This is a genomic window from Photobacterium sp. TY1-4, from assembly GCF_025398175.1.
Taxonomy (GTDB): domain Bacteria; phylum Pseudomonadota; class Gammaproteobacteria; order Enterobacterales; family Vibrionaceae; genus Photobacterium.
Window position 1 is genome coordinate 263,660 of the sequence record NZ_CP099735.1, and the last position, 26,200, is coordinate 289,859.

Consider the following 26,200-nt stretch of genomic DNA (forward strand, 5'->3'; position numbering starts at 1 on the left):
GGGCGAGACACGGTTGCTAGTTCCCTACGCCATTATTAAATGGATCAGGTTCAACGGGTCCCACCGAAGTGGTCTCAGCCTATGGCTCCCCGACTAACTTACCTAAATTGTTGATTCTTTATACTGGGCACGCAATTTTTCGTGCCAGAAGCGGATGTATTCTACCCTTGTTTTTCACAGCAGAGCAAACCGAAAAAGGAATTATTCTGACCAAGCGCTGAACTTTGCACCGCAGTGGTCTGTGGTTGAGAAAAATAGGGTTGAGAAAAAATAAGCTTGAGCATAAATTGGGTTGAACATGAATCGGGTTGAATGGTCGTACGAAGTAACAGACAACATCACACAGTTAGGGACATATCATGAGTCAGATGCATCAGGACAAGATTAACTATGTTGAGTTTCCGGCGGCCGATCTGGAAGCAACGAAGCAGTTTTTCCAGCAGGCTTTCGGCTGGGCGTTCACCGACTACGGTGAAGATTACACGGCATTTTCCAATCAAGGACTGGATGGCGGTTTTTATCGTGCCCCGCTCAAATCAACGACGCAGCAAGGCGCTGCGCTGATCGTGCTGTATAGCGCCCATCTTGAACAAACCCAAGCCAAGGTTGAAGCGGCCGGCGGCCAGATTGTGAAGCCGATTTTTGAATTCCCGGGCGGACGGCGTTTTCAGTTTTTTGAACCCAGTGGCAATGAGTTGGCGGTGTGGTCAGATCAATAATGGTTTCCCGCCATAACGGCGGGAAATTCGCGCATTAATCGTGATCCGGAGATCAACCCGGCTCAGATGACGTTTCAAGCGCTTTCGTTGTTTCAGGGGGAGCAGGGGCTTTAACTGCTTCAGCGACTCCAGGCCCCTTCGTGGCGTCAGGCTGCGTAAGCAAGTACTTATCCGGCGACAGGATGTTGTTGGGATCCAGGCTTTGCTTGAGCGTGGCCAGAAGGGCAAGGTTCTCTTTTCGCACGAATGGTTTGATCGTATCAAACAGCCCGGAACCGCTGCGGTATGGGCAGAACCCGGCGGATAACAGGGCTGCATCGATGGCCTGGTGGAAACGGGTTGCTTTTTCAATTTCCGGCTCGGATTTGCCGAATCGAATATTGGCAATCAGAACGACGGCACGTTCGCTGACATTGGTCATGCTGTAGCGCTCTTCATAGCCATATTCACGGAACAGCCGACGGCAGATACTGAGCATCTCGGAGATATCCTGTCGAGCATGGCTGCTCACCGCACAGATCCAGCGAAAATTCGCCGGAAATTCCGAGGTCTTCATTGCGGAACTGGCCGCCGGATGATCGAGCAGGGTCTGGATGGCCGCATCGGACGGAACGCCCAGCTTGAGATCCAGCACCAGTTTCAGGCTATCGATCATCGGGGATTTTAAGTATCGATTGATTTTGCACAGCATTCGCCAGCGAAAATCATCAAGAAACAGAATCTTTGCACCCGGGATCTGCTGTTTTAGGGTTTGCTTGACGTGTTTATACCGGGCTTTCACCACGCCTTTCGGCCCGGCCAGGGAGGTGGTGAGGATCCAGGCACCTGGTGCCTGTCGGGCTTGTTCACCCATGGCTCGGGTCATGCTGACCGTATGGACGCCACTGGTGATCACACCTTCCAGTTTCAGCTTGCCGATGGTGGCGACCATGTCGGGCGCATCATCTTCTTCCGGACACAAAGCGAAAACGGTGGCCTGATAGGCCGGTTTCGGCTGAAGTGCCAGCGTCATTTCGAGCACAATCCCCAAGTTTGACTGGCTGAATAATCCCTGCAGGACCGGCCCGGCGCCGTAGGGGTAGAGATGTTGTGCAACACTGTGTTCAAACATCCCCATCCCTGTCGTAATGATCTTGCCGGTTGGCAGGAGTACCCGCATGGATTGCACATGGCCGAAACGGTCCGAGTAATCGGTGTGTCCGAATCCGCGCTCCAGAATGTTGCCGACCATGCTGGTATGTAACCCGGCAGCGGTAATGTCCATTTGTAAGGAGCTGCTGGTATTTTGCAGGGCCGTGAAGAGCTGCGATTGCGTGATCCCCGGTTGGATCCGAACATAGGCTTGCGCATCATTGATTTCGAGGACTTGGGACAAGCGGCTGAGATTGACAATGACTTGCTGGGGATGCGTTCCTTGTGCGGTGCCGTAGCCCCAGTTCTTCCCTTGTGCGACCGGGTGAATGGTGAATCGATGTTGATTGGCAGCCTCAACGATGGCGATGAGCTCAGATTCCTGCTCGGGCCATACAACGGCTGACGGGGTACAGAGACTCCCATTGAGAGCCAGACTATACTCGTGCAGTGTTTCGGGATCCTGCGAGATTTGCGAAGCCGCGAAAATATTACTTAATACTGTGCGTAGTTCCATATCCCTTTATCCTACGGGTGCTTACCGACAGTTACCTCATCAATAAGGCTGCTAAAACAGAGTGTTAGATTTATATTGTGCAAAAAAAACACGTCATCGACAGCGGTGAGGGTAATGTTATGTGAACCTGATTGAATAAATGCACAAAAAAACATTCGAATGACCATAAATCACTTAATTGGCGTCTGGGTTCGGCGTAGGGTAGAGGCGTGTTTTACAGCAAGCAGGACCGGCAAGTCGCCTGATATCGTGAAGGTCGTCGGACAATTTATGGAACTGGATAAGCTAACCACGCAGCTCTGTGTGACGGAAGAAGAAAAAATCACAGCCTATAACATACGTTATCAGGCCTATACCACTGTTGGTTATAACCCACTGTGCACATCCGGCTTGTTTACGGATCCGTTTGATGCGGAACCGAATAACTTTACATTTCTACTGAAAGAAGGCACCAAGCCGGTTGCTACCGTTCGTGCGAGTGTTTTACACCGACCGATAGGGTGGACACAGGTGCCGTGTAAAGGCGGTTTCGAGCCGGAATTCGCTTTGTTAGAACAGGAGTACGATACGATTGTTGAGATGGGTCGTTTGGCAGTACTACCGGATGTTCGGGGTTTAGCTTCCCTGGCACCTTTGGCGCTATTCTGTTGTATCTACACGCTTGATGAGCGTTTTGGACGAACGGCGCTGGTGTGCGGATCAAGTAAGAAGCATCGGCGCTTTTACCAGCGGCTGGGCATGAAAAGTTTGTGTGATTTTGCACCACGACCGAATACGGCAATCGATCTGACGCTCATGGCTAAAACGTTAGATTTAGATGAGTTTATTGAAAGCGCCGGGGCGCATTTGGATGAAGCGACGATTCGCCGTCTCATTCCTCCTTTCCCGCATGTTGACGGGTGCCGTGACGTTTCTGAACAAGGATGAGGATTCAATGTTGCGAGAGCAGGAGGTTGCTGGCCTTTTAAAAAACAGGCGCATAAAAGCGCCTGTTTTGCCGATGACTTACGGTGAAATAAGCCACTGTGAATGAGCCATCGAGTGGCTTACATCTTTTTACAGTAAGCCGCGATGATCACCATGTTGGTTCCGGCAGCTTTGCCCGAGATGTGCAGTGGGTTGTCGGTCAGGCGAATGCCACGTACCGCTGTTCCTTGCTTAATCACCAGGCTCGAGCCTTTCACCGGCAGATCTTTGATGATTGTGACATTGTCACCAGCTTGTAGTGGTGTGCCGTTTACATCCAGGGTTTGTACGGCGTCCAGCGCTTCGAGTGCGATACCTTTTTCTGCCCACTCGATCATGTCTTCTTCCATATACAGCATGTCCAGCAGGTCCTGCGCCCAGGTTTCACCGGACAGGCGCTTGAGCATGCGGTAAGCCATGACCTGAACGGCCGGTACTTCACTCCACATGCTTTCATTCAGGCAGCGCCAATGGTTCTGATCCATGGTATCTGCGTCTTCAATCTGTCCACGGCAAGTTCCACACACCAGGACACAGCTGGCCGCTGTTGAATCTGGTGATGCCGGTACTTCATACATGCTCAGATTCTCTTCTGATGAGCACAGTTCACATTTGTGACCAGCACGTTCTTTCACAATAGTTTCAATTGTCATAAGGAATTGTCCGTAGATTTAATGTGGCGATATTATGCCAGCATTTTTCCAGAAGAAAAGAAATCCGGCGCTAGCAAGCGGGAAAGCCGGGTTTATTGACAATATTCAGTCTAAGAATTCTCCTATTTTGAGATTGTGTTGGCAAAAAAATGCTAGATTTATGGAGGAGACTGGCATCGACGAGAGAAAGCTCTACAATCAATCCCGCCTTATCACAATGACAATATAACCAAGGAATGATGATGAAAAAGGCTGTTTATCTTTTATCTGTTTTGGCTTTGGCCGGGTGTAATGAAGAGGATCTTAAAGATCTCGCAGAGGGAAATACAAAGGTTTTTACAATCACCGGAGCACGTGTTGCTTCCCAAATGGGAACGGTGAGCCCTGGGTACTACCGGGTGGATGCGATTGCCTCGGCGATGACCAATACTTCGCAGGATAAAATTCCGGCGGTCGTTAACCCGGAAGCGGCGTTGGCAAACCTCGGTATTAATATTGAAGGGGAAACCTGTGGTCGCATTAATATCACCGGGGAACTGTGCTTCGAAAGTGGGGATAGCGGCACTGGCGCCAGCTGTTTACCTGAGCAAATCGATATGTTGGGCTTGTCGGTTTATACCATCGATCTCGATAAGGTGAAAACGGCCAGTGATGCCGGGTTTTATCCGACTCTGGCTGCTGATGTCGGCGGGCTGTATGTTGATATTGACTACGACCAAATCACCTGTAGCCAACTGCCAACTCCGCAAAGTTAATCAGACGTTGACTGTCATCACGATTGCAGTCAGCGCAGTAAAATTGAGTCGGCCAGGATCACTGGCCGGTTTTTTCTACCCACTTCACCTCAAGCATCCATTGTATTTCAGCGGTTATCGAGCAAACTTCGAATCGCCTCGCATACCATTTTCATCACTGTACCCGGCAGGAATGAATACTGCTAACGTTCTGACTTTATAAGCAATTTCTGACTCCCAGAAGCTATCACTTTCCGGGGAAGTTCAGTTGCGCCCGTTGAGTCAGGAGTTTAATCGTGCTGAGAAAGAATATATGTGCTGTTGCCCTAGCCGCGAGCACACTATTACCCGCAGGGATGGTGACCGCGGCGCCGGTAGGCGGGTATGTTGTCGGGGGGGATCCGGTTTTACCCTCTGAAAATTACGGGTGGATGGCCTCCCTCCGTTTAGCGCCGAATCAGTTAAGCCATTTATGTGGTGCAACCGTGATCGATCGCCGTTGGGTGCTGACAGCAGCACACTGTGTTGTACATGAAGTGGAAGACGGCGTGTTTCAGGTCGTCCCTCCCAGCGCGTTGAATGTGATGGTCGGCTCCAACTACGCGCCGGTGGAAGATCCCGGGACCTTATATACGATCACTCATGTTGTGGTGCATCCGGGTTATACGCCCAACCCCGTGCTGAAAATCGTGCAGAATTCTGATGGTACTCAGACCGTGGATGTACTCAGCACGGCGCTGAACAATGATGTCGCGTTACTTCGGGTCGGACGGGAATTTGCCTCCACCATTCCAGTAGTGCGTCTGGCTGACAGCAATAAAGCAGATGAACTTGATTTGGTGTTGGGTCAGCAATGGTCAGATGCTGCTCGACCAAAAAACACCAGGGTCTCTGGCTGGGGCTCAACGCAGACGGATGGCACAGGTATGTCCGATCGGTTGCTGAAAACGGATTTATCTTTTGTTCCGATGGACGAGTGCTTCCAACGATTAGAGCTGGGCAATGAATGGAACTTCATTTTGGACAGCCCATTGAACCGAACCAAGCTGTGCACTTTGCCCCCGGAGGTCATTCGTGATGCAGAGGGGAGTTCGCTGGAGCATGGTGCGGATTCTTGTAAAGGGGATAGTGGCGGGCCTTTAAGAGCGCAGGATCAACTCGGGGATTGGTATCAGTTGGGCATTGTGAGCGGTGGCCCGGTGGGCAAATTGACTTGTGGTTCGTTGGCCCGCCCAAGCTTCTATACCCGGGTTGGGACTTATTATGACTGGATTACACAGCAGGTCGGCCGCTTGCCAGAGCATCCGATCACGGCACCGGATATCATCTCAGACTCCCCGAATTCAGGTACTGGTTCAGGAGATACCGGGGATGGCGGCACCAGTGGTGGCGGAACGACACCCGATAACGTGCCCAAAGATCAGGAAACAGTCGATCTGTCGAGATGCAATGCCGCTGTCGATGAAGATGCAATTGCTCACACCAACTGCAGTTTAAGTGGCGCGGATGCCGGGAGTTTGAGCTGGCAAATCCTGATGGGTTTGTTGGCCCTGATGCTATACCGAATTTGGAGGGCGCGAGCTTGGCGGCCTGGGGATAAAGCGCTTATCCACAAAAGCTGTGAATAACTCTGTGGGAAATGGCGGCAGGCTAACAACCGTGCTGGCTTCGGCAAAGTCAAGTCTGCAAGTGGTGAAAAAGTATGTAATTTCAGGGAGATTGACTACCCACCAAGTTGTGTAAATTACCGGCATTTCTGCTGAGTTTGGTGCAATTTCTCCGGAATTATTGGAATGGAACCCGAGTGAGGAAGGCGGAATTTTCAGGAGCGGTTCATGAGATTGCAGGTTTGGTACGAAGGGAAAGGCGGCCTCAAAAAAGGAGTGGCGCCGGGAGCGCCACTTTCTGATTATTTGCTGTAAGAACTCGCGATATTATCAATACGCTGGTTCGCACGCATTGCTTCTTGATACGCTGCGTCAGAAGCAGCACGTGCATCATTAACAGCACCTGCCATTTGGTCTTGCTGACTTTGCAACGCACCAACTTGATCAGAGAGCATATCGACTTTATTGGTGAGTTGCTGCATTTGATCAACTTCATCTGAGCTTGAACAACCAATGAGTGTCGCACTCAGAATAATACCGGTAAGGATAGATAATGAACGGTTCATTTTTCTTTCTTCTCCTTTGTTTGCCACTACAGACCGAGTGTTAAAGTATTCAGTCGGCAGAATTAGTATGGCATATGTTGCTCAAATTTCTTCTTCTTCACCTATTTAACGGAAAAAAATCTCTCTCATTATCGAGAAAACCCGCCGTAGCAGGCATTCTTCCGGGACCTGTGAATTTGAACTGGGATCAGTTCTTTACCATGCGGCAATACAACTGTAGGCATGTTCAGGAACCGGATACGGTCAAATTGCTGCTGATGGCGTCAACTAAGATTTCCGGATTCAGGGTGTGTTGAACTTTATCGACCAGGGTGCCGTCCGGCTGTAACAGGTAGAAGTAAGAGCTGTGGTCGACGGCATATTCTAGAGCAGAGTCTTTGAGTTCGGTACGCATATACAGCACGCCGTATTTTTGCGCCAGTGCTTTGGTTTGCTCAGCGGTGCCGGTCATCCCGATAATGTCTTGGTGGAAGTATTGTGCATATTGGGCACTTTTTTCCGGTGTATCTCGTTCAGGATCCAAGGTGATGAAAACCGGCCAAAGCTGTTTGCGTGTGTCGGTATCGAGCTTCTTGAGTGCCGCCGACATAACGGCCAGTGAAGTCGGGCAGACATCCGGACAATGGGTATAACCAAAGTAAACCACGCGCAGTCGTGGATCGGCAGGATTAAACAGATCAAGGGCATCTTTACCGCTTTCCAGGACTCCGGAGGCAGCAGGGGATACTGCAGTTGTGGCGGTTTCTTGTTGTGCGTCAACAACGAAGCGGGTCACTAAACCGGCAACGAGTGCCAGGGCTAATATAATCCACTGAAATTTCATTTGATCATCCTTAAAGAAACATGAAGCGGCGTCAGTTGACCCGAAGCTGATTGCGGCGTGATTTCACCGCGCCAGGTCATTTCATCTTCAGTACAAAATGGCAGCATCAATTGGCCGCTATACTCCCCCGCGGCATTCCGGGATAAGTGTAGCTGATAGATGCCCATCATCATTTCGTGCCCTTTGAGAGAGAGCACCAAGGTTTCGGTATCTGCAGGGAGGGTTGGCCAATTCACCCGGATTTCAGTTTCTTGCATCGGCCTGATGACATCGCTGGCGAGTTGGACACTGGCCGTTTGCTGTTGACAGGCTTGGGTGCTGAGTGAGCAGAAATCGTGTAAGTCGGCTTGGGTGAAAAGATTCTGGCCGGAACCTGAAAACTGAAACGCCCCCCAACCGATCACAGCGGCGAGAGCCACCGTCACGCCCGGGGTCCACTTTTTGAACTGCGACATGGTTACAAATCGTTGGTAAAGAAAGTAATTTCCGGAGTTTACCACTTTTGGCATCAAGCGGACGCCTGGGGCCGACGTTTTGTGATGGTGCGAGCATGGTGGATGTTTTGGCAGCGGTTGCCACAACGGTGCTTGTCCGTTGTGGCAACTATGATTGCCGGGGCTTAATTAGTCTTCGGCGACTTTTTCCAGCGCCCAGACCAGGCCGATACCCAGGAGCATGGCTGCGATTGCATAGCCGATGAGGGCCGGCTCACCGGTGAGCTGCTCAAAATTCAAAGGTGATAGGTTTTGCTCCAACAGCGGTACTTGTTCACCGCTTGAGTTGGTCCGCCAGGTGAGGGTTTCTTTCCAGGGCCAGATCTTGCTCAGAGTGCCAATCATCAGGCCGGTCAGGAAGGTCAGGGCCAAATCACGGTAATGACGTAGTACCCAGGACAACAAGTGGGAAAAGCTGAGCAAACCAATCACACAGCCCATCGCAAAGGTGCCGAGTGTGGCAATATCAACGGATTTGGCCGCGGTTAGGATCGGTCCGTACATGCCAAGGAGCAACAGGATAAAACTACCGGAAATACCCGGGAGGATCATGGCACAAATTGCGATGGCGCCGGCCAGCAGAATGTTGAGATGTGTCGGTTCAAGGCTCAGCGGGTGCAGCACGGTAATGCTGTAAGCAAATAAAGCCCCCATCAGGATCGCCACAAAACGATTGGCTTTCCACTGGGAAACTTGCTTAAACATATGATTGACGGAGACCAGGATCAGACCGAAGAAGAATGACCAGAGCGGAATCGGGTGGGTATGAAGCATCCAGGTAATCACCCGTGCCAGGGTGAAAATACTGGTCAGGATGCCGGACAGCAGCACGATCAGGAACAACCCATTGATATGCTCGAATGCGGCTTTGAAGCCTTGTTGGCGCCAGATGCCAATCAAACTTGGGTTAATCCGACGAATACTCTCCAGTAATGTGTCATAGATGCCGGTAATGAATGCAATGGTACCGCCAGAGACACCAGGCACGACATCAGCAGCGCCCATGGCCATCCCTTTGAAAAAGGTTAAAACTTTGCTCATGGTTTTCCGTTATATGCTTTGAATCCAGAATAGTCCGCCATTATAACGTGTTGCCGTACAAAATAGAGTGAAAATTAACGGTAAGTCTTGCGGAAAACCATGAATTCAGGCCAAGTTGGTCCGTCTGCCCGCGTACTGGGCCCCAGACGCGATGAAAGCGCACTTTGGAATGTGAGTCCCTGGAACATTGGAGCCGAGGGCACTGCTGTTGTGGGATAAGAAGGGTAAGCGGGAAGCTAGGTCATATTTTTTCGATAAATTTATCTAATGACTTGACGGTGTCGGGATTAGCTGTGAGAGTATGCGGTCATATTCAACTGGTAACTGTGCTGGTTGTTTAGTTGTACCCCGGTTGCTTTTCGTATACATCGGTAAAGCGAGTCCATTGGCCGGGAACAAATGTGTGAAAGATATTCAAAGGATAATACGGCTATGATACCGAGAGACGCGACACTCCGTGTTGTCAGACCAACCGATAACCTATCTCAACTGACTGAAATGTATAGCAAGGCGCTTGGCTTTGAGATGTTGAAACAGTTTAAAGACCTGGATGGTTACGATGGGGTGGTGTTGGGGCATTCCAGACATGCTTACCATATCGAGTTTGTTCAGCAGCATGGTGTAACGGCCGGTCGTGCCCCAACGCAGGATAACTTACTGGTGTTTTATCTCGACTGTAGTCGTGTCTGGGAACGTGCCTGTCGCGGGATGATCGATGCGGGTTTTACCGTTGTCGAATCCAATAACCCGTATTGGGAACGTGTCGGCAAGACGTTTGAAGATGTCGATGGTTATCGCGTGGTCCTGCAGAACCGGGATTGGGAAAGCTGATTAGAAAAAAGATAAAGCTCAGGTTATGCCTGAGCTTTCATGTTTGAGCATCAATGCTGTTTGGTAATGTCTGCGTAAGCTGATTTGAACATCAGCGCAAAGCCTTCCTGTGAAAGCTCTTTGGCGGTGATGTCTGCCGCGTCTAGTCTTCGATAACACTCACCCAGTGCCGCGATGGCAAAATCAAGCTCTGTTGTGCTGAGTTGTTCAGTATGCATGGCCTCTTCCTCAATCATGCGATATCGATCGGTGGCTCAGGGCCATCGTGTGATCACTGACCATAAACCCGTGTGTATGAATATGGACTGAATGTTCTTTGATTTGGTTTTTGAATAAATGATCAGTCGTACTCACACCATCCAGCTTATTGATTTGCTGCTAGCTTCTTGTCAGGAATCTGTAAAATGGCTGAGTTGATTCGTAAGAGGAATGTCAATTCCACATCATTTGGGTGATATTTATACACATTATGGGCGTACCTATGCGGCCGGCCTGATTCGGTCAGCCGCGGTGAAGGCATGCTGAGGTGAGCACCGGCTGAAATTTGCCGATGACGGGTGAGTTAATAACGCTGATCCAGGTCCATCAACTTTTGCAAGAACTCTTCAATCTGCGCTTCATTGTTGTTATGAAATTCCGTGGTGGTTTGATTAATCACGGATTCAGGATCTTCATTCATGGTGTGAAAATGATAAGTATTGTGAAAGTTGATATCCAGACTCACATGACTGTCCGATAAATTGATGTAGTAACCATCCTGGCTCTCGGTGCAGGTAATGCCTTCGAGCTGCGCGCCATGCTCCGTCGGGGTACCTTGTGTTTTTATTTTTTCGTACACGCTCAACAGGATACGTACGTCGACTTTGTTTTTCATTGTTGCCTCCACCGGATTGGACTATCTGGAAAACAAAACTGCAGTTTCATTCATAAATTTAGGCTGTTGACCAGCGACTGCAAGTTAAGGTGACGGAAGGTTAACGGAGATCAAGAAAGTTCTGGCAGGTCAGTTGAGTAAGCGTGTAAAGCTAAAAAAAGCTTTGATAAATATCATGATTTCATCGTGATCTTTTGTGAGTGAAGTGATAATTTGAACTGATGCAGAGCCACTAAATGGAACTTAACTCATGTTTAAGCAGCTTACTGAAGCACAATTGGATCCTATTTTGTCCCTTTCTATCGCTTATCGAGAAGATGCGCGAGCGGAGAAAATGGATTTAGGGATCGGGGTTTATCGCAACAGCCAGGGTGAAACGCCGATCATGCAGGCAGTTCAACAGGCACAGCAGAAGGTGGTAGAGACCCAGACGACCAAGGCCTATGTCGGCTTGGCAGGGAATGAGACCTTTAACCAGGCGATGATGGATTTGCTGTTGACCGACACATCAGCGCATCAACGTGCAGCAGGGGTGCAAACCCCCGGGGCCAGCGGGGCTTTACGGATGTTGGCTGATTTAATGCGCCTGGCGCAACCGGAGACGACGGTGTGGATTTCCGATCCCAGCTATGTCAACCACAAGCCGGTCATGGAAGCTGCGGGTTTGAAGGTGAAGTTTTATCCGTATTTTGATCGCGTGACCAAACAGGTGAACCGCGAAGCCATGTTGGCCGCGCTGGCAAAGGCCGGGCCAAAAGATGTGGTGCTGCTGCACGGATGTTGCCACAACCCAACCGGTGCCGATATTGCATTTGAAGACTGGCAGGCGATCACAGCCCTGGCCAACAAAAATGGCTTTATGCCGTTTGTAGATATTGCCTATCAGGGATTTGGGGATGGTCTCGAGCAAGATGCTGCGGGCTTAAAATATATGGCCGACCACACAGAAGAGATGGTGGTCGCGACCTCTTGTTCGAAAAACTTCGGCCTTTACCGTGAACGGACCGGAGCTGCCATTGTGATCAGCGATAGTTTAAAAGAGGCCCAGAAAGCGAAAGGGCGTATTTTGAATCTTGCGCGTTCAACCTATACCATGCCGCCGGATCATGGTGCAGCCTTGGTCGCCACCATTCTTACCGATGATGCGCTGACGGCGACCTGGCGTGAAGAGCTCTCACAGATGCAGGCCCGTTTGGTGAGTTTACGTGCGGGCCTGACCCAGGCGGTTCGTGCACAAGGCACAGATGCGTTTAATTTTATTGATCAACATAAAGGGATGTTCTCTGTGACCGGACTGAGCCCCGAGCAAATTGCGCGGCTCCGTGATGAGTTTGCCATTTACGCGGTTGGTGATGGTCGAATTAATATTGCCGGTTTGCGCGAGCAGCAGCTTGACTACCTGGCGCACGCGTTAGTGACCGTGTCACAATAATTGAGCACCAGTTGTTGCAAGAGGGGAGCCAAATTGGCTCCCTTTTTGATTGGTTTTCGCCCGGTCACTGGTGATGGGGACGAACGGATGACTTCAGTCAGGCGAGTGTGGTGCGTGCAGGATGGGCTGGCGTTGCTGCTCATCAATTTGATGTGCCAAAAATCGGGTCATTTCGGCAATGAGCGCCGAATGGTTTGCACCTGGTCGTGCACAAACGTCACTGATGAGTGCCAGTGCGGACAGTGCCTCCTGGCCGTTGAAGATCATGCCCGTGGCTGCTGGTTTCCCTTGATAAAAGCCGACGAACAGCTGCGCCGGGCTATCCGCTTCCAGCATGATTTGTGTCAGATACTCAATGACGGCTTCTTGCTCATGCGCATCAGACCACTGGCTGGCTCTGATCATCGAGAAGCGGATCGTTAGCGGGTGGCAGTCGACAGGATAAATGGACAGTAGGGATAAAGGCGTGTCGTCACGATCGGTCATCAACTGGTAGGAACCCGTCGCTTGCTGCGCCTGATAGATTGTCAGCCCTTCCTGACTCTGCGGGGTCGGAAATTCGGCCTCTGTGATATGGCTGGCCATCCATTGATTTTTCGAGTTAATCAGCTGTTCAATCTGTGACTGCATATTTTCTGTTCATTATCCGCGTTTCATTCCACCATACCCTATCTTGGCTCCGGAAGGTATTAAACCCGGGTTGATTGACCATTTTTTAGCTGATTTTTTAACATTCAGGCTATCGTCAATGATTCAGGAGCCAGAAGTTAATCGTTTGATGAGTCTCTAATTTCTGTTGCATCGCTACTGAAAAGTCGAACCAGGGGGCGGTGAGGTTTTACTCCCGATAGGGAGCTCTATATAATCAACCGATTTCATAAAATGTTGCAGGAGTCTGTGTGGCGGCCATCCAGCGCAAGGAAAGATACAGATTTACAACCTGGGATTTGGTCATCAGCCTGGTGTTATGCATCGGGATAGCCTGTATTACCTATTCCTTGAAAGGGGGGGATTATAATGACCACCTGATCATCGCGCTGGGCTATGGCACGGTCTGTAACTTAATCAGCCTTTTTGTCCGTACCTATTTTCCGATGTGGCGGGCTTTGACCCATTCTGTGGTCGTCATTACTGTGACGATCATGCTGGGCACTTTACATGCCCTGTTATGGCTTGTTTGGCTCCAACGTCAGGGGGAAGTTGCGGAAGTCCTGTCTTTGGTCTCCTTCGCGCTGTTTTTTTCCAGCTGTATTTATTATTTCTTCTACTGCCGTGAGAAAGCCTTGCTGTATAAGCATCAGTTGCGCCAGGTACAACTGGTTCAGGCTGAACATGAAAAGGCGCTGGTGGTCAGTCAGCTGAAAGTGCTGCAAAGCCAGATCGAACCTCATTTTCTGTTCAACACCCTGGCAAACCTCCAGGTGTTGATCGATGCCGATCCCAAGAAAGCGCAGTCCTTGTTACTGCGATTTACTGAACTGCTCCGCATCAGTCTCAAAAAAAGTCGCTGTGATCAGATCAAGCTGGAAGATGAGATTGAATTGCTGGAAGCCTACCTGGAGATCCAATCCATTCGGTTGGGCGAGCGGCTTCGGTATCGGTTTGTTGTTGCGCCTGACGTCGATACCTGCTGGCATATCCCGCCACACCTGTTGCAACCGTTGGTTGAAAATGCGGTTTGTCATGGTATCGAGCCTTGTCCGGCTGGCGGGGAAGTCGTCGTGTCCTTGTCTGGCGTGGAAGGACGGTTACAGATTCGCGTTGAAGATGATGGGGCCGGACTGGGCGGAAAATCTCTTCATAAAGGAAACGGGTTGAGTTTGGATAATATTCGCCAGCGTCTGAAAGCGTTGTATGGTCCCCAGGCATCGTTATCTATCGCCTCATCTGAGCGTGGCGGTGTGATTAGTAAAATTGAACTGATTCCCGGAGATGGACGATGACCCAAGCCTTAACCGCACTGATCGCCGATGATGAACCATTGCTGCGCCATCATTTGAAATCTGTACTGGGCGACGTCTGGCCTGAATTGGATGTGGTTGCCAGCGAGTCGGACGGTGCGGCTGCATTGGCGAAGATCCATGCTTTGCAGCCGGATGTGGTGTTTCTTGATATTCGGATGCCCGGTATCGACGGAATTGCCGTTGCCAGAGCTCTGAAGGAAATGGAGATGGTACCGGTCATCGTGTTCATCACCGCATATGATGAATACGCGGTGCAAGCGTTTGAGGCACACGCGTTCGATTACCTGCTGAAACCTTTGCATGACAAACGTCTGATTCAAACGTGTGAACGACTGAAAAACCAGGTTCGGTTATGTCATGCCGGACAAGGGCAGAGCACGGCTGGTGCCATTGCATCCATTGAGCGTCTGATGCAGAAAATGCAGTCACCGATGAACCCATGGTTACGCTGGATCAGGGCCAGTAAGGGGGATGAAATCAGTTTGGTTTCCGTTGATGATGTCATTTACCTCAGGGCTGAAGATAAGTATGTCAGTGTGTATACATGCGAAGGGGAATACATCATTCGTATGCCACTTAAAGAGCTGATTAAACAACTGGACCCGGATATGTTTTGGCAGATCCACCGTGCAACAATTGTCCGGGTGGAAGCGATTGAACGGGTGAAGCGTGACTTTACCGGGAAAATGTTTGTCTACCTGGCCGGCGGCCACGGAAAACTTGCCGTCAGCCGGAATGCCCAGGGGTTATTCAAGCAGATGTAACCCCGGTCGAATCAGGTTAGTGCTTATCAAAAAAGTCTTTGTTCCGGATGTACTTTCGCATGTAATGATAAGTGACAGGGCGAAGAAGCCAACTGATCAGGGACTTATACAGCCGGTAAGGGGTGGGAGAGTTCTCGTAGATCCGGCCTTCATGCAGCCAGAGAAGCTTGCCTACATGCCAGTACATAAAGGGGATGGGTGGTAAGAACGTCACGATATCTAAGTCACAACAGATCCGGTATGTGCAATGGTTGAGCTGATAGTGACGTTTAAAGCTTCTTAACCCGGCGGCAGGTTGTCCGAAGGTGACCACACGCTTGATCGCATCCGGGTGACTGGCAGACAGGCGATCCGCAACCAGGATCGCCATGGCACCACCGGAAGAGTGGCCGGTGAAGGTGACTTTCTTACCGGCGGCAATCAGCGGCGTGATGATTTTTTCGATATGCTGATAAACCGATAAATCCCCGAACTGTGGTTGATCACTGGCCTGACTCAGCTCGATACACTGTGATTCAAACAGATCGGGCGGTGCCTGGTACGGGCGGTGACGCTTGCTTTTTTGTGACAGTAAGAAATGGTAACCCCAGTGAATGTAGTAGCGGCGTTGGTGTTTTATTTGCTGTTTGGGCAGGCAAGCCATATTGAGCAGCCAATCCCAGAGGTTTTGCGAACCTTTGAAAACCACCACGACTTCGTTCTTTTCTCCCCAAAGCACCCGAATGATGGTTCTGCCCCAGCGGTCCGTGATCTCATATCGCCCGTCGGCACTGAAACCATAAATGGTATGATCGAACGTCGGCGGATAGGCAAGCTTGCAAAGAATGGCATATCGTTCATATTGATAGCGTTTTAGTGGCTTCATTCCATTGGGGGCGTCGTGAATATTGAATTCAGCTTAGCGGCCCTAAATAGCAAATTGATGACAACTGAGATGCGGGTCAGGTTTTCTAATATGTCATTTATCACCGTATATTCCTTTCATCTGGATAATTCACCATTTATCGCATGACACTTTACATTTTTCGACAAATGGATAATCTAAGCGACTGAAAATAAAACAATATCAGTTGGCAAAGTGTCTCTGCCTATGCCCTGACCTGCAGGGCATAGGATATCGCCCGAGATGCGCCTGATGTCGTTGCTAAGTCTGGCGTTCGATGGCGTACCGGGGAGACAGTCGATAGGATATGAAAGGTTTGGAGGGGGCACCGGAATTGAAGGTTCATGGTCTTGTCACCATTCTGACATGAGTTCGTCATTCGGTAATAGGTTGTTCTTGCTACATTGTTATTGCTCAATATGAAATTTAGCCAGTCGAGAATGTGCCGTAAAAATTTACGCTTTGTACATATTCTTAGTCTATTTTTCATGTAGCGTTTTAAACACTTTTCAGGGAGATCTTGAATGAGCAGTAACCCGAACAGCAAACCGTACTTGAACTGGATGCCACTGAAACCCGAAGACTATTTTCATTTTCAAACCCAATGGGTGTTTCAGTCAGCCAAGCAGCTCGAAGGTGTCATGGTGGCGCATGCCAGAGAGTCGATCAAAGGGACTCACCAACACACCCTGACCGTGCTCGAAGCACTGGATCAGGGGGTAAAACGGCAACAGAAAACATCTGAGCCTCAGCTATGTTTTCCGTTTGACCTGTTGGATAACCTGACCCGCTCTGCAACGAATCAGTGGCGCGCGGCAGTGGGGCTGGGATCTCCCAAAGAGTCTGCGCTTCAGGATGAACTGAGCAAACAGGAACAATTGCTGTCGCGGATGCAAAAGCAATTCAATCAGGAGAAATCGGCCCTTGCAGAAGCGTTGTCAGTGAAAGATGCGCAACATGAGCAGGTGAAGGCAGAAGCGGATAAAGCGACCAAAGCAAAGAACACGGCGCAGCGGGCCCAGCGGAAGGTGAAAGCAGAACTGGAAGCGAGCCTGGCGGAGCACGCTGTATTAAAAGAAGAACTGAATACGATACAAGAAAGATACGATCAACAGGCCTCTCAAAGCGAACAGCAGTTGGCGGGGTTGAAGGCAGAAAAAGAAAAATTGCTCGCTGAAACAGAGAGCTTAAAACAACAACTAGAGACGCTTGAGCAACAGGTGGCGCAATCATCGCAGTACGCGCCATAATTCTCACGCTTTCATTTCTCTTATAGCGCCTCGCTCACAGGGCGCTTTTTTTTACCCGGTCATAAATTAGCGCTTGCCTTTTCTTTTCGTCAGTCGTTATGTTTATTGATGTCTCTCGTGATTGAGATTCAGACGCAATAATCAAAAACAGAAGCAGCCAGGGAGTATGTGGGTATGGGTGAAAGGCAACGAGAAGTAACACTGAGATTTCTGGCTGAACCGGGGGACGTTAACTTTGGTGGTAAGGTACATGGTGGCGCCGTGATGAAGTGGATCGACTTAGCGGCGTACGCGTGTTCTGCAGGCTGGAGTGGGAAATATTGCATCACGGCCTATGCTGGGGGGATCCGTTTTGTCGCACCTATTCATGTCGGCAATCTGGTCGAAGTCAGTGCGAAAGTCATTTATACCGGCCGGACATCAATGCATATCGCGATTGATGTCCAGGCCAGTGATCCGAAAAATCTTGAGCGTCGGCTGACCACGCACTGTATCGTAATTATGGTGGCGGTTGATGAAGCCGGAAATCCAAGTCCGGTGCCGGAGTGGGTGCCGAAAACAGATGAAGACAAGCTACTGCGGGATTCTGCGATTAAGTTGATGAATATGCGCAAAGAAATCGGCGAAGAGATGGAAGCGCATGTGAAATATCTCAAGTCGAAAAACTAAGCGGCGATTCTCGGTAATAGCGACGGCCCTGGTTGATGACCGGGGCCGTTTTCATCCGGGCCGTTTTGATCCGAGCCGTTTTGAACCGAGCGAACCATGCTCGTTTAGCCGGGAGTCAGGTTTGTATCCTATGATGTTGCATCCTAAAGGAGAAATCACAGTGATGTTGGCACAAGAATTACAACGGCATACACCCGGATCGGCGCTGGTGGTGGAAGGTGGGGCCATGCGCGGCATTTTCGCTGCCGGCGTTCTGGATGCGTTTCTGGATCATCAGTATCGACCCTTTGACATCTGTCTCGGGGTGTCAGCCGGCTCGACGAATTTGGCCGCCTGGTTGGCGGGCCAACGGGGGCGTAACCGTACGGTGATCACCGACTATTCCTGCCGATCCGAGTTCATCAGCTTCCGACGATTTTTACGTGGCGGGCATTGGTTTGATCTGGATTGGTTGTGGGACATCACGCTGCGTGAAATTTGCCTCGATACGCCAACATTGATCGCTCAGCCGATTCCGTTGTTTGTGGTCACCACAGCCGTGGAAACCGGGGAAGCCGCCTATGTGCAGGCGACGGCCGCAAACCTAAATGAGTTGCTCAAAGCCTCCTGCTCTATTCCTCTGGCGTATCGCAACTTTCCGGTCATTGACGGGATGCCGATGACCGACGGTGGTGTGGCCGATTCTATCCCGGTGATCAAAGCCTATGAGATGGGCGCAAGAAAAATAACCGTGGTGCTGTCCAGACCGCTGGGTTACCAGAAGTCACCGATGCGGCATCCTTGGTTGATCAACAAACTGTTTCGCAACACACCCAAGCTGGCAGAGGCGATGCTGCACCGAGCCGAGCGGTACAATCAGGCGATTGCCTTTATCAATCAGCCGCCAGCTGATTGTGAACTGACGGTGATTGCTCCGCCACCGGAATTTTCGGTCGGGCGTACAACCACAGATCCGGACAAACTTCAGGCGGGCTATCGGCTGGGTATAGTTGCGGCCACCCCGTTGATATCGGGCTCGCCCGGATAATAGACCGAAAAGAAAAACGGGCGCGAAAGCCCGTTTTTTGGTTTGGTTGTTTAACCGTTTTGATTTTAAAGCGATTCGCTTTATCCCGCGCTTTATCCGACGACCAGGAAAAACACCGTGGTCAGAATAATCCCAATCAATGCGTAAGGTGCCTGTGTGATGGCATGTTGCATCGCTGTACAACCACTGCCTTGGGCCGACAGGACGGTCGAGTCACTGAAGAAGCAGGAATGACTGCCGGCCGCAGCTGAGGAGATGATCGCCCCAATCACCAGCGGCATGGAGACATCGAGCTGTTGCGCCAGTGGGAAGACAATCGGCATCGCGACGGCAAACAGCCCCCAGGAAGATGCGGTGGCAAACACCAGCATGGTCAGAATCACGAACACAATTGCAGGTAACAGCTGCGGCGACAGGATTGGCGCCACGGACTCAATCACGTACTGGGTCAAGCCGATTTGGTCGTTGACGGATTTGAGCATGAAGCCGCCGATCACGGTCGCCAGTGGCAGCAGCATGATTTTGATCCCTTCGTAGATCGCATCAAACATCGCGTTCATCGGCAACAGGTTCTGCACACCATATAAGAAGATGGTGAATAGGATAGCGACAAACACACCGGCCAGCAGGTCGATATCGTAGAACCAGCTGGCTGCAACCAAGACTACCATCGGCAGGATGAAGTTCATGATCCCCATCAGGCTATTGGGATGCTTCTTGATATCCGCACCGAAATCAATATCCTCTGCGCCGTCCGGCTTGGTCTGGCCTTGGGCAGCACGTTGCTCTGCCTTTTTCATTGCGCCCAGATCCGGCAACTTCTGCATGGCAACCAGAAACACAATCACCAGGGTCACCCAGCCATAAGCCATGTACGGAATCGCAGAAATATAGCTCGTCAGGCCGTTGCCGGACTCGGTGATGTGGTTGGCTTCGAGCAGGGAAGCGAAGAAAATCGCCCAGGTTGAAATCGGCACCAGGATACAAATCGGCGCGGCTGTAGAATCTACCAGGTAGGCCAGTTTTTCCCGGGAGATCTTGTAGCTGTCGGTGATCCGCTTCATTGAGGAAGAAATGGCGATGGCATTGAGATAATCGTCGATGAAAATCAAAATACCCAGCAGAAAAGTGAGGACCATCGATTGGCGGCGACTCTTCACCCGGGTCACCAGCGCTTCGCTGAATGACAGAATACTGCCGCCTTTTTCCAGCATGGTGATCAGCCCGCCCATCAGGCCACACACCAGGATAATCCAGCCGATGGTTTCATCCATCATGACCGTCAGCGCAATATCGACCACATTACCGACAATCTCTGTCGGCTCCACCATCAGCAAGCCGACAATAGCCCCGGCAAACAGCGCTTCGACGGTTCGGTGCGTCAACAGTGCAAAGGCGAGCACCACAGTGGTCGGTAACAGGCTGTACCAACCGTAGGGGGTGTCAGGCTCATGCAGGTTACCAATGATGATAAATCCGGCCAGGATGGCAAGTACCAGGGTCATCACGCTTAAGCGCTGAAAGGTTATTCCGCCTGAGGGTGATAATGAAGTTGTTTCTGTTGTCATCGAATTAGTCCTTTAATTGGGTTACGCAGAGTGAAGCATCCATTCAACTTCAAGCGGGGTGATGAATTGCTCAAATTCAACCAACTCACTTTGTTTGCATGCTAAATACAAATCAAGAAATTCCTTGCCGAAATATGAGGTCAGAACCTCACTGCGAGCCATCCTGTCCAGAGCGTCAGACATCCGTGTTGGTAGATCCTCGGCATCCGGGCTGGCTGGTGCCGGGCAGGCTTCCGGACTGAGGTGCTCGGCATGCAGCACGCCCGACAAAACAACCGCGGCCAGAATATAGGGATTGACGTCGGCCCCAGCGATCCGGTGCTCAAGGCGACGGTTGTTGGCATCACTTTTCGGAACCCGCAAAGCAACGCCACGGTGGTTATGGCCCCAGTTAACCAGAGTCGGGGTGAACATCCCTTTCGCGAACCGACGGTAGGAGTTCACGTTCGGACACAGCAGCGCGATGGTCTCCGGCATCATGTTGAGCATGGCGGCGATGGTCTGATAGAAGAAAGCGCTGGGTTCACCGGCAGGTGAAGAGAACCGGTTTCGGCCTTGCTCATCCAGGACGCTCAGATGAATGTGCTGGCCGCTACCGGCTTGATCTGCAAAAGGCTTGGCCATAAACGTCACGTCAAACCCGTGTTTTTGGGCCGCCTGACGGATAATCCGCTTGGCACTCAGCAACTGGTCACAGGCGGCGACCACATCCTGCTGGTGGAAAAAATTGAGCTCAAACTGTCCCGGAGCCGATTCCGCCAGCGCCCCGTCGGTATTGAGGTTTTGCTGCTTCGCGGCTTCATTGACATCGGAAAGGAAGGCGTCGTAGTCATCCAGATTATCGACATTGTAAACATCACAGTTGGCCTCGCGCTGTTCAGTCGCCGGGTTGATCGGTGGCTGGATCCGACCATTGGGATCTCGCTGCTTATCAATCAGGTAGAATTCCAGTTCCAGCGCAACCACCGGGAACTGCTGGCGGGCATGAAGCCGGGAGACAATGTCCAGCAGCACATTTCGCGCTTCATAGGGGCAGGGGGTGGCATCGTCCTGCGCCATCATTTGCAGTTGTGCTTGTCCGACTTCCGGGTTGAGTCCGGGCCGCAGCGAGCCCGGAATCAAATGACAGAGATGATCCGGCTCGCCAAGCGCTTCTCCGAGTCCGGCGCTTTCGACCACGCTGCCGGTCACGCTCAGTGAGTTGTTCGAAACCGGTAAATAAACCCCACGCGCCAGTTTCTTCGCCGCTTCAATCGGGATGCGTTTTCCGCGGGGAGATGCGTTGAGGTCATAAAATAACAGGTCGATATATCGAACATCTGGCCATGTTTGTATGAAATTTTGAACGTCCTGTATCGAGTCTTCCATGTTGATTTGCTCCGAGTATGGCGGATTTATTTAACATGGTATTAACCTATAGCTCGATATTTTTAACGATTCAATGCGTAAAAGGTATTTTTTGTGCGTAAAGTCACCAAGATGGACGTTTGATGTGAACTTTATGTTTTTTATTATTGCCAGTCTGTTTTTGCTTGGCTAAGGTTTTGTCAATTAAATCGAACAAAGGGTGAAAGGAATGAGCTCGAAACAACTGATTGCCGTGGTCTGTTGTCAAAAACAAGTCGCGGGCTACGATGTTCAGTCCGTCAATGAGTTTTATCTCAATGCAATCAGAGACTTTGGCGGCCTTCCTGTGTTAATCCCGGCCGGCAGTGATGAAGCGGACTTAGATCAACTACTGGCGACGGTTGATGGCGTACTCCTACCGGGCAGCCATAGTAATGTGGCCCCAGAGCATTACGGTGCCGACCATGAGGAGCCGAAGCAGGATCCGGGACGTGATCAACTGGCGCTGTACGTCATCCGTCAATGTGCCGTACTGGGTATTCCGGTGCTGGGGATATGCCGCGGCTTTCAGGAAATGAATGTTGCGCTCGGCGGAACCCTGCATCCGCAAGTGCATTGCAAAACAAATGCACTGGACCATCGGGAGCCGAATGATCCCGATTTCAGCGTGAAATACGCGGTTAGTCATGCGCTTGAGGTGATCCCGGGGGGGAATTTTGCAAACTGGCTGGGTGAGACGCGCTCGGTGTCGGTGAATTCACTGCACGGGCAGGGGGTCGAAACATTGGCACCGGCCCTGAAGATTGAAGCGGTTGCCCCGGACGGACTCATCGAAGCGTTCAGTTTGTCGAACCACCCTTACTTTATTGGCGTGCAATGGCACCCTGAGTGGTTCGCAACAGAATTATTTATGTCAAAATTGCTGTTTAGCCACTTTATTCAAGCGGCCCAAGCCCTTAAGGAATTAAGAAATGGAAAAACAGCAAATCGGCGTCAAGGTTGCGAGGCTTCGCAAGTTACATAATTTGTCACAGCGGGAGCTGGCAGAGCGGGCGGATATCACGCACAGCGCGATCTCATCCATTGAGAATGACAAAGTTAGCCCGTCAGTGAGTTCGCTGCAAAAAATCGTCAATGTTTTTTCAATGTCACTGTCGGAGTTTTTCACCAGTGATGAGCCGAATATTAAGCCGTCGGTGGTGATCCAACCGACCCAGTTTATCGAAATCGGCAATGAGTCGGTTTCCATGAAACTGGTGTGTGACGGCCGGGACAATCGGCGGATGGGGTTCCTCATTGAGGAATATCAACCGCACAGCAGTACTGGATTAAAAACCATTAAACACGAAGGGGAAGAGGCTGGCACTGTGCTCGAGGGAGAAATTGAACTCACCCTGGGCAAGGAGACTTATGTCATCAGGCAGGGCGAAGGTTACCTGTTTGATACCAGCATTCCTCACAAATTTACCAATCGTACGGATCAGGTATGCCGCTTGATCAGTGCACACACACCGGCAAGCTTCTAGCGCTTGCAGCGTTGAGGAAAAAGGGATGATCACGAAACAGCAATGGATAGAGCGAAAAAATGAGCTGGTTATAGAGTCACGAGCATTTATCAACGGCAGCTACCAGCCGGCAGTGGATCACAGCAGCTTTGCGACGATCAACCCGGCCACCGGCGAAACGCTGGCCCAGGTTGCCCGCTGTCAAGCCGCAGATGCGGATGCGGCAGTTGAGCTGGCCAAAAGCGCATTTCATCGTGGTGACTGGCGTCATTTAGCACCAGCGCAGAAAAAAACGGTATTACTCCAGTTTTCCTCACTGATTGAACAGCATCGGGATACCTTGGCGTTGCTGGAAACGTTAGATACCGGCAAGCCGATCAGCCATAGCTTAAGTGCCGATATTCCCGGTGCCGTGAATGCGATCCGCTTTTATGCTGAAGCGATCGATAAAGTGTACGGCGAAGTTGCCTGTACCGGTCCGGATGTGCATGCCCATATCCAGCATGAGCCGATTGGCGTGGTTGCTGCCGTGGTGCCCTGGAATTTTCCGCTGTTACTGGCTTGCTGGAAGCTTGGCCCGGCACTGGCGGCAGGCAACAGTGTCATTCTCAAACCTTCTGAAAAATCGCCGCTCACTGCGATTTACCTGGGTCAACTGGCCCATCAGGCCGGTCTGCCCGCCGGTGTATTTCAGGTGTTGCCGGGCTTTGGCCACGAAGTCGGTGATGCGTTAGCCCGCCATGCAGACGTGGATTGCATCACCTTTACCGGTTCTACCCGCATTGCCCGCCAGCTGATGATCAGCGCTGGTGAGTCGAACATGAAGCGGGTGTGGGCCGAAGCCGGTGGCAAAAACGCCAATATTGTTTTTCCGGACTATAAAAACTTGAAAAAAGCAGCCGAACAGACCGCTGCCGGCTGTTTCTATAACCAGGGCGAGGTGTGTGTTGCCGCTACCCGCCTGCTGGTTCATGAAAGTATTCAAGAGCAGTTCGTTCGCATGGTGCAGGAAGCCGCAAAAGCGTTTACTCCTGGAGATCCGCTGGATCCGGCGACCCGGATGGGCGCACTCATTGATGAGGGGCATAAGCAGGCTGTGCTGGATTATGTGGCGGCCGGGGAAGCCGACGGTGCCGTGAAATGCTGTGGTGGCGACGTTGAAGGAACCGGCGCTTTTGTTGCTCCGGTGATCCTGGAGCAGGTCAGCAATGACATGACGGTTGCCCGCGAAGAGATTTTTGGCCCGGTCCTGTGTGTGATCCCATTCCGCACCGAGGAAGAAGCGATCGCGATTGCTAACGATTCCCCGTACGGCCTCGGCGCTGCGCTATGGAGCTCCGATCTGGATCGGGTGCACCGGGTGGCCAAACAACTGCGTGCGGGATCGGTTTGGGTCAACAACTACAACGAAGGCGATATGACCGTCCCGTTCGGCGGCTATAAGCAAAGCGGGAATGGCCGCGATAAATCCCTTCACGCACTGGAAAAATTTACTGAACTGAAGACAACCTGGATCTGTCTGGAATCATCATCAAAGGAGTGAGCAAATGAGCAAGCATGTCGATTCTTACTACGCGGCAACGGCGAACAACAAGGAAGACTATCCGGTGCTACGTCAGGACCTGGAGTGTGACGTTTGTATCGTCGGCGCAGGGTTCAGCGGCTTGTCTGCGGGCCTGCATTTGGCCGAGCAGGGGTTCAAGGTGGTGATCCTGGAAAGTGTCAAAGTTGGCTTCGGCGCCACGGGGCGCAATGGCGGCCAGATCGTCAACAGCTACAGCCGCGACGTGGACGTGATTGAAAAGCGTTATGACAAAAAGACCGCGCAGGCCCTGTGCAACATGATTTTTGAAGGCGGTGACATCATTCGTCAGCGCATTGAACAATACAATATCGACTGTGATCATCGTGCCGGGGGTTTGTTTACCGCACTGAATCACAAACAGTTCGAAGCGCTGAAACATCATAAGCAGAACTGGGAGCGTTACGGGCACACCGAATTGACGCTGCTGGATGGCGAAGAATTGAAAAGCTGTGTCGGCACGGATGTATATCAAGGCGGCCTGTTAGATATGACCGGCGGTCATATTCATCCGCTGAACCTGGCCTTGGGTGAAGCCGCTGCAATCGTCAGCCTGGGCGGCCAGATTTTCGAACATTCAGCGGTCACCCGGATCGAGAAAGGAGCCAAACCGGTGGCCCATACCGAACATGGTTCCGTGAAGGCTCAGTACTTGCTACTGGCCGGGAACGCCTATCTGGGCGATCTGGCGCCCAATGTCACCAACAAAGCTATTCCGTGCGGGACTCAGGTGATTGCCACAGAACCGCTGTCTCAGGATCTTGCCGACGAGCTGCTGCCGCAGCGCTACTGTGTCGAAGATTGTAACTACCTGCTGGATTATTTCCGCATCACGGCTGACAACCGCATGCTGTTTGGGGGCGGGGTGGTGTACGGTGCCCGCGAACCGGCTTCCATCGAGCGTGAAATCCGGCCGAAGATGGAAAAGGTCTTCCCGCAGCTACAAGAGATCAAACTCGATTACGCCTGGAGTGGTAATTTCCTGCTGACCTATTCCCGGATGCCGCAATTTGGCCACTTCAGCAATAACATTTACTACCTGCAAGGTTACAGCGGCCATGGCGTCACCTGTACGCACCTGGCCGGAAAACTGCTGGCGGAAGCCCTGCAGGGCAATACCGAGCGCTTTGATGCCTTTGCCTCGCTGACCCACCTGGCATTCCCGGGCGGGCGGCATCTGCAAATTCCGCTCACGGCGATGGGCGCCGCTTACTACAACCTGCGCGATAAACTGGCGATCTAACCGGACACCA

Annotated in this window: 27 protein-coding genes and 1 riboswitch; of the genes, 15 read left to right on the forward strand and 12 right to left on the reverse strand. The window is 51.3% G+C overall.

Annotation, left to right across the window (positions count from 1 at the left end):
* Window positions 1-4 precede the first annotated feature (4 nt).
* Window positions 5-102: riboswitch (TPP riboswitch) on the reverse strand.
* A 266-nt stretch (window positions 103-368) separates the two neighbouring features.
* Complete coding sequence (locus tag NH461_RS17805; RefSeq protein ID WP_261604575.1) at window positions 369-719, forward strand: VOC family protein; 351 nt, start codon at window positions 369-371, stop codon at window positions 717-719.
* A gap of 52 nt (window positions 720-771) precedes the next feature.
* Here the strand turns inward: NH461_RS17805 and NH461_RS17810 are convergent, their stop codons facing one another.
* Window positions 772-2,367 carry an FAD-binding oxidoreductase gene (locus NH461_RS17810; protein ID WP_261603952.1) on the reverse strand — a complete coding sequence of 532 codons (1,596 nt, stop codon included), beginning with the start codon at window positions 2,365-2,367 and terminating at the stop codon, window positions 772-774.
* Window positions 2,368-2,637: 270 nt separating this feature from the next.
* Here NH461_RS17810 and NH461_RS17815 point away from each other — a divergent pair, with 270 nt between their 5' ends.
* A complete protein-coding gene (locus NH461_RS17815) occupies window positions 2,638-3,294 on the forward strand; it encodes a GNAT family N-acetyltransferase (protein ID WP_261603953.1) in 657 nt (218 codons plus the stop codon).
* 119 nt (window positions 3,295-3,413) lie between these two features.
* On the opposite strand, the gene NH461_RS17820 is transcribed toward NH461_RS17815, so the two are convergent.
* Window positions 3,414-3,986 carry a PhnA domain-containing protein gene (locus tag NH461_RS17820; protein WP_261603954.1) on the reverse strand — a complete coding sequence of 191 codons (573 nt, stop codon included), beginning with the start codon at window positions 3,984-3,986 and terminating at the stop codon, window positions 3,414-3,416.
* A 242-nt stretch (window positions 3,987-4,228) separates the two neighbouring features.
* Between NH461_RS17820 and NH461_RS17825 the strand changes: the two genes are divergently transcribed.
* Together NH461_RS17825 and NH461_RS17830 are read left to right on the forward strand one after the other, a co-directional pair.
* Window positions 4,229-4,741 (forward strand): hypothetical protein, encoded by a 513-nt coding sequence (locus NH461_RS17825; RefSeq protein ID WP_261603955.1) that lies wholly within the window; start codon window positions 4,229-4,231, stop codon window positions 4,739-4,741.
* Between the two features lie 275 nt (window positions 4,742-5,016).
* On the forward strand, window positions 5,017-6,348 hold the full coding sequence (locus NH461_RS17830; RefSeq protein WP_261603956.1) for a S1 family peptidase: 1,332 nt from the start codon (window positions 5,017-5,019) through the stop codon (window positions 6,346-6,348).
* Window positions 6,349-6,629: 281 nt separating this feature from the next.
* On the opposite strand, the gene NH461_RS17835 is transcribed toward NH461_RS17830, so the two are convergent.
* The 4 genes from NH461_RS17835 to NH461_RS17850 all read right to left on the reverse strand — a co-directional run bounded on the left by NH461_RS17835 (window position 6,630) and on the right by NH461_RS17850 (window position 9,251).
* On the reverse strand, window positions 6,630-6,893 hold the full coding sequence (locus tag NH461_RS17835) for an Lpp/OprI family alanine-zipper lipoprotein (protein ID WP_036821101.1): 264 nt from the start codon (window positions 6,891-6,893) through the stop codon (window positions 6,630-6,632).
* 226 nt (window positions 6,894-7,119) lie between these two features.
* Window positions 7,120-7,716, reverse strand: coding sequence for an SCO family protein (locus tag NH461_RS17840; RefSeq protein ID WP_261603957.1), 597 nt, complete (start codon window positions 7,714-7,716; stop codon window positions 7,120-7,122).
* Window positions 7,713-8,225 carry a hypothetical protein gene (locus NH461_RS17845; protein WP_261603958.1) on the reverse strand — a complete coding sequence of 171 codons (513 nt, stop codon included), beginning with the start codon at window positions 8,223-8,225 and terminating at the stop codon, window positions 7,713-7,715. Before NH461_RS17845 ends, NH461_RS17840 begins: the two co-directional genes overlap by 4 nt.
* 114 nt (window positions 8,226-8,339) lie before the next feature.
* Window positions 8,340-9,251 (reverse strand): DUF368 domain-containing protein, encoded by a 912-nt coding sequence (locus tag NH461_RS17850; protein WP_261603959.1) that lies wholly within the window; start codon window positions 9,249-9,251, stop codon window positions 8,340-8,342.
* Between the two features lie 432 nt (window positions 9,252-9,683).
* Here NH461_RS17850 and NH461_RS17855 point away from each other — a divergent pair, with 432 nt between their 5' ends.
* Entirely contained in the window at window positions 9,684-10,082 is a 399-nt protein-coding gene (locus NH461_RS17855; RefSeq protein WP_410000128.1) for a VOC family protein, read from the forward strand.
* Between the two features lie 50 nt (window positions 10,083-10,132).
* Here NH461_RS17855 and NH461_RS17860 read toward each other — a convergent pair whose 3' ends face one another.
* Both NH461_RS17860 and NH461_RS17865 read right to left on the reverse strand, forming a co-directional pair.
* Window positions 10,133-10,300, reverse strand: a complete 168-nt coding sequence (locus tag NH461_RS17860) for a hypothetical protein (RefSeq protein WP_261603961.1) — start codon at window positions 10,298-10,300, stop codon at window positions 10,133-10,135.
* 344 nt (window positions 10,301-10,644) lie between these two features.
* Entirely contained in the window at window positions 10,645-10,956 is a 312-nt protein-coding gene (locus NH461_RS17865) for a DUF3081 domain-containing protein (protein WP_261603962.1), read from the reverse strand.
* Window positions 10,957-11,206: 250 nt separating this feature from the next.
* On the opposite strand from NH461_RS17865, the gene NH461_RS17870 reads away from it, so the two are divergent.
* On the forward strand, window positions 11,207-12,388 hold the full coding sequence (locus NH461_RS17870; protein WP_261603963.1) for an aromatic amino acid transaminase: 1,182 nt from the start codon (window positions 11,207-11,209) through the stop codon (window positions 12,386-12,388).
* A gap of 93 nt (window positions 12,389-12,481) precedes the next feature.
* On the opposite strand, the gene NH461_RS17875 is transcribed toward NH461_RS17870, so the two are convergent.
* Window positions 12,482-13,018, reverse strand: a complete 537-nt coding sequence (locus tag NH461_RS17875; protein WP_261603964.1) for a hypothetical protein — start codon at window positions 13,016-13,018, stop codon at window positions 12,482-12,484.
* A gap of 269 nt (window positions 13,019-13,287) precedes the next feature.
* Here NH461_RS17875 and NH461_RS17880 point away from each other — a divergent pair, with 269 nt between their 5' ends.
* Both NH461_RS17880 and NH461_RS17885 read left to right on the forward strand, forming a co-directional pair.
* Complete coding sequence (locus tag NH461_RS17880; protein WP_261603965.1) at window positions 13,288-14,331, forward strand: sensor histidine kinase; 1,044 nt, start codon at window positions 13,288-13,290, stop codon at window positions 14,329-14,331.
* The gene (locus tag NH461_RS17885) at window positions 14,328-15,116 is read left to right on the forward strand and encodes a LytR/AlgR family response regulator transcription factor (RefSeq protein ID WP_261603966.1); all 789 of its coding nucleotides are present in this window, start codon (window positions 14,328-14,330) and stop codon (window positions 15,114-15,116) included. Before NH461_RS17880 ends, NH461_RS17885 begins: the two co-directional genes overlap by 4 nt.
* Before the next feature lie 16 nt (window positions 15,117-15,132).
* On the opposite strand, the gene NH461_RS17890 is transcribed toward NH461_RS17885, so the two are convergent.
* Entirely contained in the window at window positions 15,133-15,981 is an 849-nt protein-coding gene (locus tag NH461_RS17890) for a lipase family protein (RefSeq protein WP_261603967.1), read from the reverse strand.
* A 542-nt stretch (window positions 15,982-16,523) separates the two neighbouring features.
* Here NH461_RS17890 and NH461_RS17895 point away from each other — a divergent pair.
* The 3 genes from NH461_RS17895 to NH461_RS17905 all read left to right on the forward strand — a co-directional run bounded on the left by NH461_RS17895 (window position 16,524) and on the right by NH461_RS17905 (window position 18,945).
* Complete coding sequence (locus NH461_RS17895) at window positions 16,524-17,249, forward strand: hypothetical protein (RefSeq protein WP_261603968.1); 726 nt, start codon at window positions 16,524-16,526, stop codon at window positions 17,247-17,249.
* 174 nt (window positions 17,250-17,423) lie between these two features.
* Entirely contained in the window at window positions 17,424-17,918 is a 495-nt protein-coding gene (locus NH461_RS17900; RefSeq protein ID WP_261603969.1) for an acyl-CoA thioesterase, read from the forward strand.
* Window positions 17,919-18,081: 163 nt separating this feature from the next.
* Window positions 18,082-18,945: a patatin family protein gene (locus NH461_RS17905; protein WP_261603970.1), complete on the forward strand. Its 864-nt coding sequence runs from the start codon at window positions 18,082-18,084 to the stop codon at window positions 18,943-18,945.
* A gap of 92 nt (window positions 18,946-19,037) precedes the next feature.
* Here NH461_RS17905 and NH461_RS17910 read toward each other — a convergent pair whose 3' ends face one another.
* The gene (locus NH461_RS17910; protein WP_261603971.1) at window positions 19,038-20,513 is read right to left on the reverse strand and encodes a Na+/H+ antiporter NhaC family protein; all 1,476 of its coding nucleotides are present in this window, start codon (window positions 20,511-20,513) and stop codon (window positions 19,038-19,040) included.
* 21 nt (window positions 20,514-20,534) lie between these two features.
* Window positions 20,535-21,881, reverse strand: a complete 1,347-nt coding sequence (locus NH461_RS17915) for a glutamine synthetase family protein (protein WP_261603972.1) — start codon at window positions 21,879-21,881, stop codon at window positions 20,535-20,537.
* Between the two features lie 208 nt (window positions 21,882-22,089).
* On the opposite strand from NH461_RS17915, the gene NH461_RS17920 reads away from it, so the two are divergent.
* From NH461_RS17920 to NH461_RS17935, 4 genes are read left to right on the forward strand one after another with little or no spacing between them, the layout of a single operon-like run.
* A complete protein-coding gene (locus tag NH461_RS17920) occupies window positions 22,090-22,884 on the forward strand; it encodes a gamma-glutamyl-gamma-aminobutyrate hydrolase family protein (protein ID WP_261603973.1) in 795 nt (264 codons plus the stop codon).
* Window positions 22,832-23,386: an HTH-type transcriptional regulator PuuR gene (gene puuR / locus NH461_RS17925; RefSeq protein WP_261603974.1), complete on the forward strand. Its 555-nt coding sequence runs from the start codon at window positions 22,832-22,834 to the stop codon at window positions 23,384-23,386. The genes NH461_RS17920 and puuR overlap by 53 nt, the downstream gene beginning before the upstream one ends.
* A gap of 25 nt (window positions 23,387-23,411) precedes the next feature.
* Window positions 23,412-24,908 (forward strand): aldehyde dehydrogenase, encoded by a 1,497-nt coding sequence (locus NH461_RS17930; protein WP_261603975.1) that lies wholly within the window; start codon window positions 23,412-23,414, stop codon window positions 24,906-24,908.
* A gap of 4 nt (window positions 24,909-24,912) precedes the next feature.
* Window positions 24,913-26,190, forward strand: a complete 1,278-nt coding sequence (locus tag NH461_RS17935) for an NAD(P)/FAD-dependent oxidoreductase (protein ID WP_261603976.1) — start codon at window positions 24,913-24,915, stop codon at window positions 26,188-26,190.
* The last annotated feature ends 10 nt before the right edge of the window (window positions 26,191-26,200 follow it).